This is a genomic window from Rhizobium sp. Root1204 (assembly GCF_001424965.1).
Lineage (GTDB): Bacteria > Pseudomonadota > Alphaproteobacteria > Rhizobiales > Rhizobiaceae > Pararhizobium.
On record NZ_LMCZ01000023.1, the window covers coordinates 62,128 to 78,431 of the forward strand.

9 protein-coding genes and 1 tRNA gene are annotated in these 16,304 nt (G+C 60.3%); 8 read left to right on the plus strand and 2 right to left on the minus strand.

Going from position 1 to position 16,304, the window contains the following annotated elements; translation table 11 throughout:
• Nucleotides 1–90 precede the first annotated feature (90 nt).
• Nucleotides 91–2,043 carry an acetoacetate--CoA ligase gene (locus ASC96_RS18930; RefSeq protein WP_060504685.1) on the plus strand — a complete coding sequence of 651 codons (1,953 nt, stop codon included), beginning with the start codon at nucleotides 91–93 and terminating at the stop codon, nucleotides 2,041–2,043.
• A 278-nt stretch (nucleotides 2,044–2,321) separates the two neighbouring features.
• Here ASC96_RS18930 and ASC96_RS18935 read toward each other — a convergent pair whose 3' ends face one another.
• Entirely contained in the window at nucleotides 2,322–3,389 is a 1,068-nt protein-coding gene (locus tag ASC96_RS18935; protein ID WP_060504686.1) for an alpha/beta fold hydrolase, read from the minus strand.
• Between the two features lie 149 nt (nucleotides 3,390–3,538).
• Here ASC96_RS18935 and ASC96_RS18940 point away from each other — a divergent pair, with 149 nt between their 5' ends.
• Entirely contained in the window at nucleotides 3,539–4,564 is a 1,026-nt protein-coding gene (locus ASC96_RS18940; RefSeq protein ID WP_347360121.1) for an AraC family transcriptional regulator, read from the plus strand.
• A gap of 27 nt (nucleotides 4,565–4,591) precedes the next feature.
• Here ASC96_RS18940 and ASC96_RS18945 read toward each other — a convergent pair whose 3' ends face one another.
• Nucleotides 4,592–8,413, minus strand: a complete 3,822-nt coding sequence (locus ASC96_RS18945) for a PAS domain S-box protein (protein ID WP_060504688.1) — start codon at nucleotides 8,411–8,413, stop codon at nucleotides 4,592–4,594.
• Nucleotides 8,414–8,663: 250 nt separating this feature from the next.
• Between ASC96_RS18945 and ASC96_RS18955 the strand changes: the two genes are divergently transcribed.
• The 6 genes from ASC96_RS18955 to ASC96_RS18980 all read left to right on the plus strand — a co-directional run bounded on the left by ASC96_RS18955 (nucleotide 8,664) and on the right by ASC96_RS18980 (nucleotide 16,302).
• Nucleotides 8,664–9,113, plus strand: coding sequence for a phasin (locus ASC96_RS18955; RefSeq protein WP_037105817.1), 450 nt, complete (start codon nucleotides 8,664–8,666; stop codon nucleotides 9,111–9,113).
• A 167-nt stretch (nucleotides 9,114–9,280) separates the two neighbouring features.
• Nucleotides 9,281–9,357: transfer RNA gene (locus tag ASC96_RS18960), tRNA-His, on the plus strand.
• Between the two features lie 224 nt (nucleotides 9,358–9,581).
• A complete protein-coding gene (locus ASC96_RS18965; protein ID WP_060504690.1) occupies nucleotides 9,582–10,136 on the plus strand; it encodes an NUDIX hydrolase in 555 nt (184 codons plus the stop codon).
• 399 nt (nucleotides 10,137–10,535) lie between these two features.
• A complete protein-coding gene (locus tag ASC96_RS18970; protein WP_060504691.1) occupies nucleotides 10,536–11,171 on the plus strand; it encodes a DUF1062 domain-containing protein in 636 nt (211 codons plus the stop codon).
• 507 nt (nucleotides 11,172–11,678) lie between these two features.
• Entirely contained in the window at nucleotides 11,679–13,943 is a 2,265-nt protein-coding gene (gene bcsA, locus ASC96_RS18975) for a UDP-forming cellulose synthase catalytic subunit (RefSeq protein ID WP_060504692.1), read from the plus strand.
• The gene (locus tag ASC96_RS18980; RefSeq protein WP_060504693.1) at nucleotides 13,936–16,302 is read left to right on the plus strand and encodes a cellulose biosynthesis cyclic di-GMP-binding regulatory protein BcsB; all 2,367 of its coding nucleotides are present in this window, start codon (nucleotides 13,936–13,938) and stop codon (nucleotides 16,300–16,302) included. Before bcsA ends, ASC96_RS18980 begins: the two co-directional genes overlap by 8 nt.
• The last annotated feature ends 2 nt before the right edge of the window (nucleotides 16,303–16,304 follow it).

Below are 16,304 nucleotides of genomic sequence, written 5' to 3' on the forward strand. Positions count from 1 at the left end.
TGTCGCAACTGCCACAGCCTTCATTTGCCCGGCCTGTTTATCTTGCGTCGCAGCATGATATAGAGGCTGGCTTGGGAAGCGGAGGAAAAAATGCAGTCAGATCGGCCCCTGTGGATACCGTCGGCAGAATTCATCGAACAGACGCCGATGAAGGCGTTCATCGATTGGTGCGGACAACGCTTTTCGAAGACTTTTGCGGACTATGATGGGTTCCATCAGTGGTCGATCACCGAGCGTGCCGACTTCTGGACGGCGGTCTGGGACCATTGCGGCGTCATCGGCAATCGCGGCGAACGAGTTTTGATCAACGGCGACGTCATGCTCGACGCGCGGTTTTTTCCGGACGCCACGCTCAATTTCGCCGAAAATCTCCTGCGCCATACCGGCAGCGGTGATGCTCTGGTTTTCCGGGGCGAGGACAAGGTGCAGTCGCGCATGTCCTTCGATGAACTGCGGGCGCTGGTCTCAAGACTGCAGCAGGCCTTGAAGGCAGAGGGTATCGGCAAGGGTGACCGCGTCGCCGCGATGATGCCGAACATGCCGGAAACCATTGCGCTGATGCTGGCAACGGCGTCCATCGGTGCCATCTGGTCGTCCTGTTCTCCGGATTTCGGCGAGCAGGGCGTGCTCGACCGGTTCGGCCAGATCGAGCCGAAACTGTTCATCGCCTGTGACGGCTACTGGTATGCCGGCAAGCTGCAGGACGTGTCGGCGAAGGCCCAGGCGGTTACCCGGAAACTCGGCGTGCCTGCCCTGATCATCCCCTATGCCGGTCATGCCGAAACGCTCGCTGCTTCGCTCGACAATGGCAGGACACTGGCTGGCTTCATCAAGCCCTTTACTGCAGGCGAGCTTGAATTCGCTGCACTGCCATTCGGGCATCCGCTCTATATTCTCTTCTCTTCCGGCACGACCGGCGTTCCGAAATGTATTGTCCATTCGGCCGGTGGCACATTGCTGCAGCATCTCAAGGAGCATCGTTTCCATTGCGGGCTGCGCGAGGGCGAAAAGCTGTTCTACTTTACTACCTGCGGGTGGATGATGTGGAACTGGCTGGTCTCCGGGCTGGCTCTCGGCGCAACGCTCTGCCTGTTCGACGGTTCGCCGTTCCATCCCGATGGCAACGTGCTGTTCGATTATGCCCGCGACGAGCAGTTCGCCATCTTCGGCACCTCGGCAAAATATATCGACGCCGTGCGCAAGGGCGGGTTCACGCCGGTCTCCACCCATGATCTGTCGTCGCTGCGGCTGATGACCTCGACCGGTTCGCCGCTGTCGCCCGAAGGCTTCTCCTTCGTCTACGAAGGCATAAAGCCGGATGTCCAGCTGGCGTCGATTTCCGGCGGCACGGATATCGTCTCCTGCTTCGTGCTCGGCAATCCGCTGAAGCCGGTCTGGCGTGGCGAAATCCAGGGGCCGGGTCTGGGCCTCGCTATGGATGTCTGGGATGATGACGGCCAGCCGGTGCGCCAGGAAAAGGGCGAACTTGTCTGCACCAAAGCGTTTCCCTCGATGCCGGTGATGTTCTGGAACGACCCGGAGGGCGCCAAGTACAAGGCTGCCTATTTCGAGCGCTTCGACAATATCTGGTGCCACGGCGATTTTGCCGAGTGGACCGAACATGGCGGCATCGTCATTCATGGCCGCTCCGACGCGACGCTCAATCCGGGCGGGGTGCGCATCGGCACGGCCGAAATCTACAATCAGGTCGAGCAGATGGACGAAGTGGCGGAAGCTATCTGCATCGGCCAGGACTGGGACGACGACGTGCGCGTCATCCTGTTCGTTCGGTTGGCGAAAGGGATCGTCTTGAGCGACGATCTGGTCAAGGCGATCAAGGCCAGAATCCGCAGCGGAGCTTCGCCGCGACACGTGCCGGCCAAGATCATCGCCGTCACCGATATTCCGCGGACCAAATCCGGAAAGATCGTCGAGCTTGCAGTACGTGAAGTCGTGCACGGCCGCCCCGTCAAGAACAAGGAAGCACTGGCCAATCCGGAAGCGCTCGATCTCTACGCCAACCTCGCCGAGCTTGGAAATTGAGCGGCGGCGTTAACGATTTCAAGTTCGCCGAATTAACCAAAGCTTAGGTCTTCCGGGCCGATACTTAAAATTTGCGGGTCAGCTGGAAAGGTTTTGTTTACGAATGGCAGCGCATGTTGATCTCAACTTGAGGCCACCCGATGTGGGGTTGGCTTTGGCAGAGATGCCAGCGCAGACATGATGTCATTACCTCTCGAGCACCTGTTTTAGCATTCAACTTATCGAGGCAGCTTTTAAGCTGCCTCTTTTTTTCGTTGCTCGACGGTACAGATGCCGTGTTAGGGGCGATCCTTGAGCGTCTTCCGCAAGGCCTCTCGGATCAGCCCCGTCAGTTCGGTATGGATATCCGCCCGCGAGCGGGTGCCGCTATCGGTGCAAATTGGATCGACCTCGCCAAACGTCACCAGCTTTTCCGCTCCACCCGGCTTGCATTCCGGCAGGAAGCTGAAATGGTCGGCGCCGGCCACCGTCGCGTAGGAACCTTGTGGAGGCAGCTTCGCCAACCGGTCGGCGATCACGGCTGCGGGGATCGTGCCGCTGCTGCCCAGATTGATGAAGCTCATCGGGATCACGATCTCTTTCAGGCTTTCCGCTTCATAAGCCTGCGCTAGGCCCGGATCGACGAGAACGGCGGCTTGAACACGGCGATCAAGGTTTGACTGGTCGAAACGGGCCTTGTCGATGGTCCGCAGATCGACTTTATCGACCTTGACCGGCTCGTCGTTCACATAGCCCTTTTCGCCTGAAAACCAGGCGCAATCCCATTTCGTGTAGGTGTCGCAATAGCGCGCATAGGCATCCAGGCTGGCCCGGGCGCCTGCGATCTCCATGGCGGTGGCCCCGCCAAGCGAGAAGCCGACGACCCCGATGCGGGCAGCGTCGATAGCGCCGCTCCAATGCGTGTCCGTCGTGAGGGCGTCGATCACTGCGGACAGGTCCTGCGTGCGCTCCCAGAGTTTTGGCGTGTCGGCCGGGGTCGAGTCGCCGCTGGTCGTGCCGGGATGATTGGGGCCTGCAACGACAAAGCCTGCCTTGGCGAGTTCGGTCGCAAGCCAGGTCATGGCTTCGATACGGCCACCCGAGCCATGCGACATCACTACGAGCGGAAAGTTCCTTTTGATGAGCGGCGCATCGCGAAAGGCGAGTGCGCCCTTGAAGATCTTGTTGTCGCCGACAAGGACAGGCTCGCCGCCGGCCTCTGCAGGATACCAGACAGTAACGGTAAGATCGCGCTCGCGCTCAGGCGCGGCTACACTGATTTGGCGCATGCCGACTTCGGCTGCATGGCAGGGAACGGCGAATGTGATGGGAAGGATGAGGGAACAAAAGGCTTGAAAAAGGTTCATGAGGATCTCGCTTGGTTTGGTCGAACATCCGCATGATCACGGTTGCTTGGCCTGACCGCTTCCTAGATCACGATCCAGGTCGTCTCGAATCGCGATATGGGCCAACATTGACGCATTGAATGCCACGCAAAGGACGTCCCTTGATCTTCGTGCCCCTGCCGTTTGTCGTCGCCTTGCTGCTCCTCATCCTGCTGGCCGCGATCTTGCGCAGCACGGAACCTTCCAAGGGAAACCGGCCATTCCTGGCTCTGGTCGCCGTCTGTGCGGTTCAGTCGATTATTGTCGGCTTGCGATGGGGCTACGGCATCGAGACGCTGCAATTCATCCTTCCAATCTTGCCGAGCGCTGTACCGCCTCTCGTATGGGCAAGTTTCCGCAGTTTGGTTCATCATGAGGGATCGGCAACTGGCAGGATGAGCTGGATGCATGCTGCGCCGCCATTCGCGATGGTCGCGTTGCTGCTTCTGGCGCCCGAATTGATCGATATTGCCCTGATCGCTCTGTTCGTCGGATATGCGCTCGCGCTACTGGATCTTGCCCGCGGCGGTGCCGACGGATTGGACGATGCGCGCTTCGAAGGCGCTATTGCCGCGCATCGCGCCCTGTTTTTGGCCGCTGCCTGGCTTTGCCTTTCAGCCTTGTTCGACCTGGTAATCCTGCTGGAATTCGAGTGGAGCAAGGGGAAGAATATGGCGCTGCTCATCGGCAATGCCAATCTTTTGGGGTTGTTCCTGCTGGGCGTCACCGCTCTTGTCGCCGCCCGTGAGCGTGCGGCTCCCGTGCCGGTCCCGAGCGGCGACCACCTCCTGTCTCTGGTTGCACAGGACCGCGACATCCTTGATAAGATCGATCGTCTGCTGGTGGATCAGAAATTATCACGCGACGAAAACCTGACCCTGTCGCGGCTGGCCCGGCGCGCAGGCGTCCCGGCCCGCCAGATTTCCGGCGCGGTCAACCGGCTCGCGGGCAAGAACGTCTCTCAGTACATCAATGATTTTCGAATTGCCGAGGCCTGCCGGCTGCTCCGCGAGACCGGCATGCCGGTGACTGCCGTCATGTTCGAATGCGGCTTCCAGACGAAATCGAACTTCAACCGCGAGTTCCGGCGGGTCACGTCCCTCAGTCCCGTCTCCTGGCGCGAGCAGAACCGGCAACCGCCACCATCTGGCACGTGACTGCCGCCGTCTCCCATTCCTCCTTGGCTAGTTCGCCAGCACCCGCTGCGACGGGAAGGAAATCTCCACCAGCGTGCCTTCGTTGGGGGCCGAGTTGATTGAGAAATGCGCGCGGTTTGCCTCCGCCATCGCCTTGGTCAGCGGTAGCCCAAGGCCGGTGCCGTCGCCGCGCTTGCGGGCGCCGGTGGTCACCTGGCGGAACGGCTTCATGGCCTGCTCAAGCTCGGTGCGTGTCATGCCGACGCCGGTGTCGCGGATCCGTAGGATGACACTGCCATTCGCCTCATAGGCGGTCGACACGACGATCTGGCCGCCGGACGGGGTGAAGCGGATGGCATTGGACAGGATGTTGAGCGCGATCTGCTTGATCGAACGGTTGTCGGCAACCACGTTCGGAACCGATCCCGACAGGGAGGTGCGGATGATCACCCGCTGGCTGTTGGCCTGCGGCTGAACCAGGGACACGGCTTCCGAGACGGCATCGTTGATCTCGACGGCGGTAAAGTCGAGGTCCATCTCGCCGGCTTCGATCTTCGAGATATCCAGCAGATCATTGACGATATCGAGCACATGACGGCCGGAGCGGCCGATGTCACCGGCATATTCGACGTAACGTGGATTGCCGATCGGGCCGAAATGCTCGCTTGCCATCATGTCGGAAAAGCCGATGATCGCGTTGAGCGGCGTGCGGATTTCGTGGCTGACGCGGGCGAGGAAATCGCTTTTGTGGGCGTTGGCGGTTTCGGCGGCCCGCTTGGCGTTGCGCAATTCTTCCTCCGTCCGCTTCCACTGCGTGATGTCGCGGATGACGGCGCAGAAACCATTGGAGGAGGACAGGCGGCCCATGGTCATGAACAGCGGGATGAAGCCGCCGGACGCTTCGCGGCCGATCACTTCCCGGCCATCGTTCAGCACGCTGGCGACGCCATGGCCGGAAAGCCCGGCGAGGTAATCGAGCACGGCCTTTTGGCTCTCATGGGCAAACAGCATGGCAAAAGGTTTGCCGCGGACTTCGCCGTCATCATAATTGAACAGGGCGCTGGCTGACCGGTTGACCGAGCGGATCTCACCCTCGGCACCGACGACGACAACGCCATCGGTTGCCGTCTCAAGAATGGAGTGGAGTTCTTCCGCTTCCATGCGGAGCGCCTGAAGTTCCAGCACTTCGGCAGGCTCTTCGGCTGCGTCGGCCGGCTGGATTTCGGCAGCGAGAGGCGCAGCCGCCGTCTGCGTTGCCGAAAGCGCCATCATCAGCGCGTTCTTGTCCTCCCAGCGGATCGACTGGAGCCGTGCCGAGACTGGCACGAGTTGGCCGTCATTGCGGATCAGCATCATCGTGCCATCCGGCAAGTCGAACAGGTCATCCTCGTCGCCAGCGAAAAGGGCGTCGATCCCACCTTCCTCGCGCAGCTCGTCCAGATCGGAATAGCCCGTGAGCGCCAGGAATTCGGAATTGGCGTGAAACAGGTCGTCGCCGCTATGGACCAGAAGGGCGAGCGGAAGATTGTCGAGGATTTCCGGCGTCAGGCTGCTGTTGCCGCTGGTACGGGCAGGCACGATCGGAGCGGGTGGCTGGACCTCTTCGGCAGGCGGCTCGACGATCTCGTTGCCGCCTGCGCGATCCTCGCTTCCGTTCCGGCCATCCTCGACGGCCGCCTCGATGTTCGGCGAAGCATCTTCGCGTACCGGCGTTTGAACGGTCGTCCCGTCTGTGGCAGCCACAGCCTCGTTCGGACGTTTGCCGAAATTCTCGCCGAGTTGACGGGCGATCTCGCGAAAGGCGGCCTGTTCGCTGCGGCTCAAGGGTTCGGTGCCCGGGCGGTGATTGTCGAGTTGGACCACCTTGTCGGATATGCGGCGTCCCGCTGTCTCGACGAGCTTCAGCGCCGGGCGTTCGCCGCGGAAAGGGTCTTCCTGGTCGTCAACTGCCGCCGGTTCGTTGGTCGGCTCGGCAGGTTGGCTCGCGCTATCCTCCTCAGATGCGGCCGGTTCGGATGCCGCGCTGTCCGCCGGTTCGCTCAGAGCCTCACTATGCTCCGCTGACGGGGCATGTTCTTCCGCCTCGTGCGGGGCTTCTGCCACCACGTCGTGATCTGCGGGCAGCAGAACTTCCGCCGCGCCATCCACTTCGTCTGCAACAGTCTCTTCGGCAGTAGCCGGCGGGCTGAACGTCAGGCCCATGGCCTGATCGTCATTAATCGTATCGGCCACGCGTACGATGCCGAAGCCGCGGAAACCGTCGAATTCGCGGTTGCGCGAATAGGTCGGAAGGGCGGCAAGATCGACCGGTACCTGCAGGCGCGTACCCTCAACCGGCCAGTAGATCGTCTTGCCCGACCAGGTGTCGCGCCGCTTCAAAAGCTCGCTGATCGTATTGCCGGGATCAAGGTTATAACGGTCCGCCAGATCGCTAAAGCTCTGGCCGGTAATATCGGCCGCGTTCGGCCCGACGGCGGTTGCGAATTCCTCGGAAATCTCGCTGAATCGCCCGTCTGCATCAATCTTCCAGACGAAGCGGACGGCGCGGCTGTTCGGGTTGAAGACGAAACCCTGCACAGGCCCGGTTACGCCAGCGTCTTCTCCAAGGGTTTCATCTGGTGCGCTATCGGCAGGAGGGAGGGGAACATCGTCTGCCACGCCATCCGCGGCGATTTCGCCATCCGCGGTGTCTCTCGCGCTCTGGGCCGCCATCGTCTCATCCGGCGCAACGCTGCCCTGGACGGGCTCTTCCGGAGTTTCTGCCGGTGGTGTTTCGCCACGCTCGATCTCGCCGGCCGCCTTTTCATCGGCTTCCGGTAGAATGGTGGCTTCGTCAAGCACCTGAGCTTCGGACGTCTCCTCCGGCCCGGCTGTCTCAGAAACGATGTGTTCCGGCTGTGATTGAGATGGCGCCGGCAGATGCGGGGCTGCCTCTTCGGTCACAGGGTCAGCAGGAGCCGCGGTATCTTCAGCGGAAGGCTGCTCTGTTTCTGCGGCTGAATCACTGTCATCACCGGCATCGATGAAGCCATCGTCTTCCGGCGTGATTTCCTCGATCTGCCCGATCTCGTCGATCACATCGGCAGGCAGCGCGACTGGTGACAGAAGTGGAGCGGCGGTCTGGCTTGCATCTGGTTCTGGCACGGCCGGCGTACCATCGGCATCTGCAATCTCCTGAAAATCCGTTCCAGGATCGAGATTACCCAAAATGGTCTCGACCGCAAACAGCAGATGCAGGGCAGGGCGCTCGGAGAGCTTGCCGATTGCCGCCGGCAGATGGCCCTTGCCCGTCGGGATCGGCCGCTTGAGCAGCCAGTCGCTGTCGCGGCTGACAGCCGTCACCAGCGAGCGGCATGTCTGCGGTGTCATGGCCAAAGCCCTGAACCCCGGCGAGGCGGCCAGCACGGCGCCGTCGCCGTCCAGCACAGCCATATGCGTGTCCGGGTCGTCGAAGCCCGAGATCATCCGTGCTGCACGATCCTGAATGGCAAGCAGTTTGCCGCCGCGAGGAGCTGCAAAGAGGATGGCCGTCTCGCCAGGCCGCACGGTGATCATCTCGACGGATGCGCTGACCGAGGCGCGCTGGAAGCCGGAAGCGATCCGCATCAGGAATGTCCGGCTGTCGCCGCTGCGCTTCAGCTGACGGGCAGCCGCCTCCATCTGGCGGTAGGCGGCATCGTTGCGGTTGGCGCCGCTATCGATGAAATCGTAGATCGACGGCAGCCCGAACAGGAAGGCACCTTCGCCATTCGACCACAGCACCTGGCTCATGTCGGGCGAAAACAGGACGGCGGCATCGCCCCTGGCAAAATGCTCCCGCACCCGTTCATGAACGGCGATGTCGATAAAGGGATACGATTTTGCGGGCATCGGCAGACCTGGTTTGCGCAACCGCCATAGGGGCGGGATTGTTAACAGTCTATTAATAGACGCCGGGGGGGCAGGGGTCCAGCTTGCTGACCATGGCGCACAGGCCTTTCGCCGCGCAAGGTTAATGTCGGTGATTTTAATGAATGCTGCATTGCACAAATATATTGCAATGCACAACGAAATCGCCTATATAGACATCACTGAACAACGGGTGCCTCATGAGAGGGCCTGAAACCAAGGAGCGCAGATCATGGCTACCAAGAAAACCGACGACGTCTTTTCGCTTGCCTCGTTCGACCCGGCAAAGGTCACCGAAACTTTCCGCGATTTCGCTGAAAAGGGTGCTGCCCAGTCCAAGGAAGCCTATTCCAAGATGAAGACCGCCGCCGAAGATGCGACGAAGACTGTTGAAGCGACCATCGAAAGCGCGCAGTCCGGCACCGTCGAACTCGGCCTGAAGGCGATCGACGCCCTGCGCACCAATGCAGAAAACTCGCTGTCGCACATGGAAGCGCTGCTCGGCGTCAAGTCGGTTTCGGAACTGTTCGAACTGCAGACGGCCTTCATCCGCAAGCAGGCCGAGCTTGCCATGGAACAGGCAAAGTCGATGCAGGAAGCCACCCGCAAAGTTGCCGAAACCGTGACCAAGCCTGGCAAGGATGCCGCCGAAAAGGCCATCTCCGGCTTCAAGAAGAACTGATTTCTGCGGGCGCGGACTTTGTTCGCGCAGCACGATAAAAAGAACCGGGTGATTGTTTACCCGGTTTTTTCACATCTACGGGCAAGTTATGGCTTGCAAAAAATCCGGACTGCCCGTATTTGACCCGGAAAGCGCGGCGCGACTTTGTTTCGTCAGCTTTGTTTTGTGCGGTTGTAGCTCAGTTGGTTAGAGCGCAGGTTTGTGGCACCTGAGGTCGGAGGTTCGAGACCCCCCAACCGTACCATTCTTTCCACAGTCAAATATCCGACGACACTGCGGTTTTGCTGATCTTGGCTGAACGCATTGAAATTCCCTTCACGTTTGACATTGCGTCTCCCTGCTGTCTGCAAGTCATGCTTTCCCGGCTATTTGGTGATCTTGGGCAGTCTTCCCTATCGTAAGCTATCAATAAATGGCCTACTGGGGACCGGAAGTGATTCACTACCGAGGTGACCAATCGGGGAACAGATGACTGACGATGCTCTCGAAATCACAACGCTAAGCACCAAGATTGTTTATCAGAACCGCTGGATGAAAGTTCGCGAGGATAGAGTCGAGCGCCGTGACGGTTCGCAGGGCATCTACGGGGTTGTCGAGAAGAACGACTTTTCTCTCATCGTCCCCATCGATGCGGCTGGGATTGTCTATCTGGTCGAACAATTTCGCTATCCGGTCGGAAAGCGCTTTTGGGAGTTGCCGCAGGGCTCCTGGGAGGAGCACGAGGATGTCGATCCCCTGGAGTTGGCCCATGGTGAACTGCGAGAAGAAACCGGTCTTGCCGCCGATGAAATGACATATGTCGGCCAGCTCTTCGAAGCGTATGGCTATTCGACTCAGAGGTGCCATATTTTCCTCGCGCGCGGTCTGCGCCCGCTTTCAACGAACTTGGATCCGGAAGAACAAGGGCTGATCAGCCGCGGCTTTGCAATTGAAGAGGTCATTGACATGATCGTTCGTGGTGAACTCAAGGATGCTGCCACAGTGGCGGCGTTTGGGCTTCTGCACCTCAAAGGGCTGCTTTAACGCGGCCATTCGTTGACCGCCGTCGATCTGTGATCAGCGCAAAGTTGCATAAACGCCGCACTGCCATGTTTTCTATTTCCGAATAGGCCGCAGGCCTCCACGCCGCGCAAATCATTTGCTAACCTGACGACCAAGAGCGTTGGCGCACAGAGGTTGCAGTTTGCCTAAGTAATACCGGTCTCAATCCAGTTTCACCCCGTACTGCGCGATGGCGATGCCGTCGGCGTACAGATGTGTTCATCGGGTGGTGGCGAGAGACCGGTCTGGCATTGTTTCAATGTGCCGTGTGCAGCTCTGCGCTCTCAGCTCTTCAGCCGCCCCAAACATCGCCACGCCGCGCCCGCAAAGGGTTTCTCCTGCACCATCTTGGTGGACTTCCGAACGGAAGACCAAGACGATATGTGCAATCTACTTCGGGTCCGATGGACCATTACACCGCAAACGGCGCCCCAACCCTGGATCGCCTGCAGCGGATGCGGAATGCAAAGGCCATTCCAGAGCAGCGGCAAAATCCGCCTCAACGCCAACGGCCGCAGGCTTGATGCCTGGCTGATTTATAGATGCCTGGCCTGCGAAAAGACCTGGAACCGGCCGATCTTCGAACGGCGGGGCGTCGGCGATATCGATCCTAAGGTCCTTGAAGCATTACAGTCCAACGATGCGGATTGGATCCGGGCCGAAACGTTCAACATCGAGGCGCTGCGGCGCAAGTCGCAACGCATCGAGGAGTTTCCCGGCTTCGAAATCGGCAAGGAACTTCTGGAGGAACCCTCCGGTTGGACGGTGCTCGACATCGAACTGAACGTGCCGTTTCCGGTCAGCCTGCGGCTTGACCGCCTGCTGGCCGGAGAGTTGCCGGTATCGCGCTCGCGGTTGCAGGCGCTTCACGACGGTGACGTGCTTCGGGCCGGACCGGGCGGTGCCGATGCATTGCGCCGGCGGATCAGGAATGGCACCCGTATCACGATCGATCTCGCCGCCGAGGGGAACCGGGAGCAGGTGTGGAGGCCTGTTGCAGCGGGTGGTGCTGCATAGGCTCCAAACGACAGCACAAGGGCCTGGATTGCTGGGCCTTTGTGGTTTTGTGCAAAGGTGAGGGGGATTTACCGCCTGGTCTGCATTCTTGATCGGGCAATGTCAGCAGTGTCCCACCTGTTGCGGCGGTTCCGGATTTTCGTCCGGATTGGGCAAGGGGTCCTCGTCCGGCAGCCGGTCGGGCTCCGGCTCCCTGACGGGTGGCGGCTGCTCAATGGGGGGAATAGGGCCTGGAATGGGATCGGCGGGAAGCGTCATCTCTGTCTCCTGTTTTCAGAAATATCAACGCGATGACGGCCCGCATGTTCCTTCCGGCTGCCAAAAGCCGCCCCTCCTCATATCTTGGCGCGCCGCGTAAACCTTGTGTTTACCTAGTCCTGTACCGTTTCCATCCACCACGCCTCAAATTAGGATTCTGTTGACCCTTCGCCGCTTAGGTTCCGGCTGTTCGATGTAGAACCGGCACGCATGATGCGCCGCTGAAGATGACGATGGGGTTGGTGGCACATGACGTGCGGAAAATATCTGGCACTTCCGGCCGGGGCAGTCGGCTTGTCTCTTATTCTGCTGCCGATGAGCCTGCAGGCGCAGCTTATGCTCAGCTTCGCAGTTCTGGGCATCATGTTCATCGGGATGACGCGTCCCGACAACAGCGCGTTTCGTGTGGTCACCCTCGTCTTCGCCGGCATCATTGCTTTGCGCTACGGTTTCTGGCGCACAACCGAGACGCTGCCTGACATCACCGAGCCGCTGAATTTCATCCCCGGCTTCCTGCTCTATCTCGCCGAGATGTATTGCCTGGCAATGCTGGCGATCAGCTTTTTCATGGTCATCGATCCGATCAAGCGCAAGACGCCGGACATGGGCGCTACCCCCGATCTGCCGACGGTCGATGTGTTCATCCCGAGCTATAATGAAGATGCCGAACTTCTGGCGGTGACGCTGGCCGCCGCCAAGTCGATGGCGTATCCGAAGGACAAGCTGAACATCTATCTGCTCGATGACGGCGGCACGGATGCCAAGCGCAACCACAAGAACCCGCATGTCTCGGTCGCCGCCATTCGCCGTCATGAACAGCTGAAGGCGCTCTGCGCCGCCATGGGCGTGCACTACCATGCTCGCAAGCAGAACGATCACGCCAAGGCCGGTAATCTCAATGAAGGCCTGAAGGTTTCTAACGGTGAACTGGTCGTGGTGTTCGATGCCGACCACGCGCCGGTGCGCGACTTCCTGCGTGAGACGGTCGGCTTCTTCAAGGAAGATGAAAAGCTCTTCCTCGTCCAGACCCCGCATTATTTCCTCAATCCAGACCCGCTGGAAAAGAACCTCCAGACCTTTGCCCGTATGCCGTCGGAAAACGAGATGTTCTACTCGATCCTGCAGCGCGGGCTCGACAAGTGGAACGCCTCGTTCTTCTGCGGTTCAGCGGCCGTGCTGCGCCGCAAGGCGCTGGAGACCACCGATGGTTTCTCCGGCCAGTCGATCACCGAGGATTGCGAAACGGCGCTGTCGCTGCATTGCCAGGGCTGGCACTCGGTCTATGTCGACAAACCGCTGATCGCCGGGCTGCAGCCGGAGACGTTCGTCTCGTTCATCGGCCAGCGTGCCCGCTGGTGCCAGGGCATGCTGCAGATCCTCATCCTCAAGCGGCCTTTCCTCGCCAAGGGCCTCTCGATCCCGCAGCGCATCTGCTATGCCGGCATCAACATGTTCTGGTTGTTCCCGCTGTCGCGGCTGGCCTTCATGTTCTCGCCGCTGCTCTACATCTTCTTCTCTCTCGAGATCTATAAGGCCAACATCCTCGAGTTCGCCTCCTATGCGGTCACCTATCTGATCAGCTCGTTTGCGATGCAGAGCTATCTCTATGGCCGTGTCCGCTGGCCGTGGATTTCTGAGCTTTACGAATATGTCCAGGCCGTCTTCCTGTTTGGCAGTATCGTCAGCGTCGTGCGCAATCCGCGCAAGCCGACGTTCAATGTGACAGCCAAGGGCCAGACTCTGGACAAGAGCAAGCTGTCGCCGTTGGCAACGCCGTATTTTGCCATCTTCTTCCTGCTGCTCGCTGCAGCCCTTTATTCCGGATATCGCGTCCTGACCGAGCCGGTCGCCAGCGAGCTACTGTTGATCGTTGCGATGTGGAACCTGATCAATCTCGGTCTCGCCGGTGCGGCCCTCGGGGCGATTGCGGAACGCCGTGAACTGCGCCGCAACCAGCGCCTGCCGGTCAAGCGCCACGCCCTGATGCATGTCGATGATATCATCCACCATGTCATCATCCAGGATGCTTCAAGCGGCGGCGTGTCGATCGAATTTGTCGACAAGGAACCGAAGCTGGACCTCGTCACTCCAACGATGGCCAAGGTCGAAGTCCGCCGTGGTGGCCAGACGATCAACTTCAACGTCGTCTATCGCTCGCGGCGCATGCTCGACCAGACGGCGATCTGCGGCTTTGCCTATTCCGAAAGGACGCCGGAAACGGTGATGGCGATTGCCGAGCTGATGTATTCCGACCAGTCCGTGCTGCAGGATCGCCTGGAGCGCCGCCAGACGCGGAAAAACTTCTTCTGGGGCACCAGCCGCTTTGCGCTCTGGAGCTTGACGGAATCGCTCCGTGCCATCCGTTACAGCGCTGGCCTGATCCGCGAGAGCGTCGTCCAGTCCTTCGACGATGCGCCGATGGTGTTGAACGACAACAAGATCGTTCCGGTGCCTTTGCCTGTCAAAACAGCCGACCATGCCCCGGTTCTCAAGGGAGAGCAGCTCTATGGCTAAGCCTTTTCGCACCCGGACAGTCGGCCTGTCGCTCGCCCTCATCATGGCCCAGACGCTGCCGCTTTCCGCCCAGAGCCTGCTGGATGCAGCCCCGTCTGCGGCCCGCATCCTGCCTGGAGACAGCGAGAGCATCCTGTCGACCCGGCCGGTTCCGGCGGAAGCCGCGGCTGCCAAGGTCAGCGGTCTGGTTCCGTTCGAACAGGCGCTGCCGGCCTATCACCTCTCCGGCGAAGATGCCGTCGCACGGCTGAGCTTCAATCTCGCCGCCGATCAGGCCGCAAGCGGCGGGCAGCTGACACTGTCTTACCGAAATGCTGTCTCGGTTTTGCCCGATACGTCCGTGATGGATGTGGAGGTCAACGGCAAATCGGCCGGGACATTCAAGATCGCCTCGCCGAATGGCTTTAAACAAGAAGCGCTGGCGATCGGCGCGGACTTTCTAAGACCCGGCCGCAATCAGGTGGTTCTGCGGGCGCGCCAGTTCCATCGGGTCGATTGCTCGCTGGAGGCTACCTATGAGCTGTGGAGCGAGTTTGATCCTTCTGCAAGCGGTTTTGCCGCAACCCGGCAGCATGGGTTTCAGTCGTTCGCTGATCTCCTCACCGTCGCGCGCACCGAAGCCAATGTCACTGACATCCGGCTGATCCTGCCGCAGGCGGCGACTGCCGAAATGCTGAATGATGCGGCTCCCGTTCTACAGACGCTGGCGCTATTCATGAATCGGGACGATCTCGCGGTCACGGTCGGCGAAAAGCCTGGCACCGGCCCTGGCGTCGATCTCTATGTGTCTTCGGACAAGACGCGGGCGCAGGCGCGTGGTGCCGATGGACAGGCGGCACCCTATGGCCTTTCCGTCCGCGACGCAGGACCAGAGGGCCGTGCAATGGTCAGCCTGCGAGGCGCCACCCGCGCCGATATGAGCAGCCAGCTGCTTCAAGCCATCCAGGGGCCACTGAAGGAAAGCCTCGATAGCGGCATTTTTTCACGCCAGTCGGGGACGATTATTGCCGACGCATCAACGAGCTTTACACTGGCCGACACCGGATATGAGACCCGCGTCTTTTCCGGTCGCCTGTCGCGCACCGGTTTCAACATGGTCATGCCGGCGGATTTCTACCCGGCCGACTATGCAACGATCGGCTTGAAGCTCAGCGCCGCCACGTCACCGGGCCTGAAGCGTACGGCGCAGTTTCTGGTGCGGGTCAATGACCGCGTCGTAACCAGCTATCCTTTCCGCAATACCGCTGGAGAACAGTTTGACGGCAAGCTGATCGAACTGCCGCTGCGGGCGTTCCGTCCGGGCAATAACAAGGTCGAGCTTCTGGCCGAATTGCCTGTCGATGCCGACGAGACCTGCGCGCCCGAGGCCCGCGACGATACCGCGCCGCGGTTCATTCTCCTGAAGGAGACGAAGATCGAAATCCCGGCGCTCGCCCGGATCGGCCGTCTTCCGGATATCGGCGGTCTCGCCGGTACCGCCTATCCCTATGCCGATGGCAGACCGTTCGACATATTCATCGAACGCCCGGATGCCCAGTCCACAAGTGCCGCCCTGACCATGTTGTCCCGCCTGGCGCTTGCCGCCCGCAATCCGCTGAATGCCGATATTCGCTTGAGCGGCGCCGCTCCATCCGGAGAGCGCAATGCGCTGGTGATCACCACGCAGAATGCCTTTGCCGAGCTGGGCAATGCCGGTAAGAGCGCTTTTCCTGTGAATGCCTTCCAGCCGATGACCGTATCCACCGCAGACGTCGATCCCATCAGAACAGCGACCATCGGCAATATGTTCGAAGCCGGCCCGGAGCAAAACAATGACGACGATTCGACCGCATTGCTGGATGCGTTCCGCAAATCGACCACGAGGCCGCAGGACGAATTGTCCGTAACATCGAAGATGCAGGACTGGTTTTCAGGTGCGGGCACACGTTTTGGCAAATGGCTGAATTACCAGGATGGGTCTGGTTCCACCGCCAAGCTCCGGCCGGGACACTCGCTTCTGACCTTGACGCAAACTCCGTCACCCTCCGGCGATGCAGTCTGGACTGTGGTCCATGCGGCATCGCCCGCCGATATCGCGCTTGGCGTTCGTCGGCTCGTCGAGCCTGCCGTCTGGCAGGGACTGAATGGTGGGTCTGCCGAGATCGAAACTGCCAGCCTCGCCGTTAATACGGTGCCGGCCGGAGCGCATTTCATCGCCGGGATGACCGACCAGAGCCCCAGCAACCTGCGCCGCCTGGCGGCCGCCTGGTTCTCGGACAATTTCCAATTCTACGTTGTGCTTATCGTCGGGTTGATGGGCGTCTTCGCCGTGTGGCTCGGGTTTGCCATTCCGCGCAAGGGTGTGAGGTCGGATCAATGATC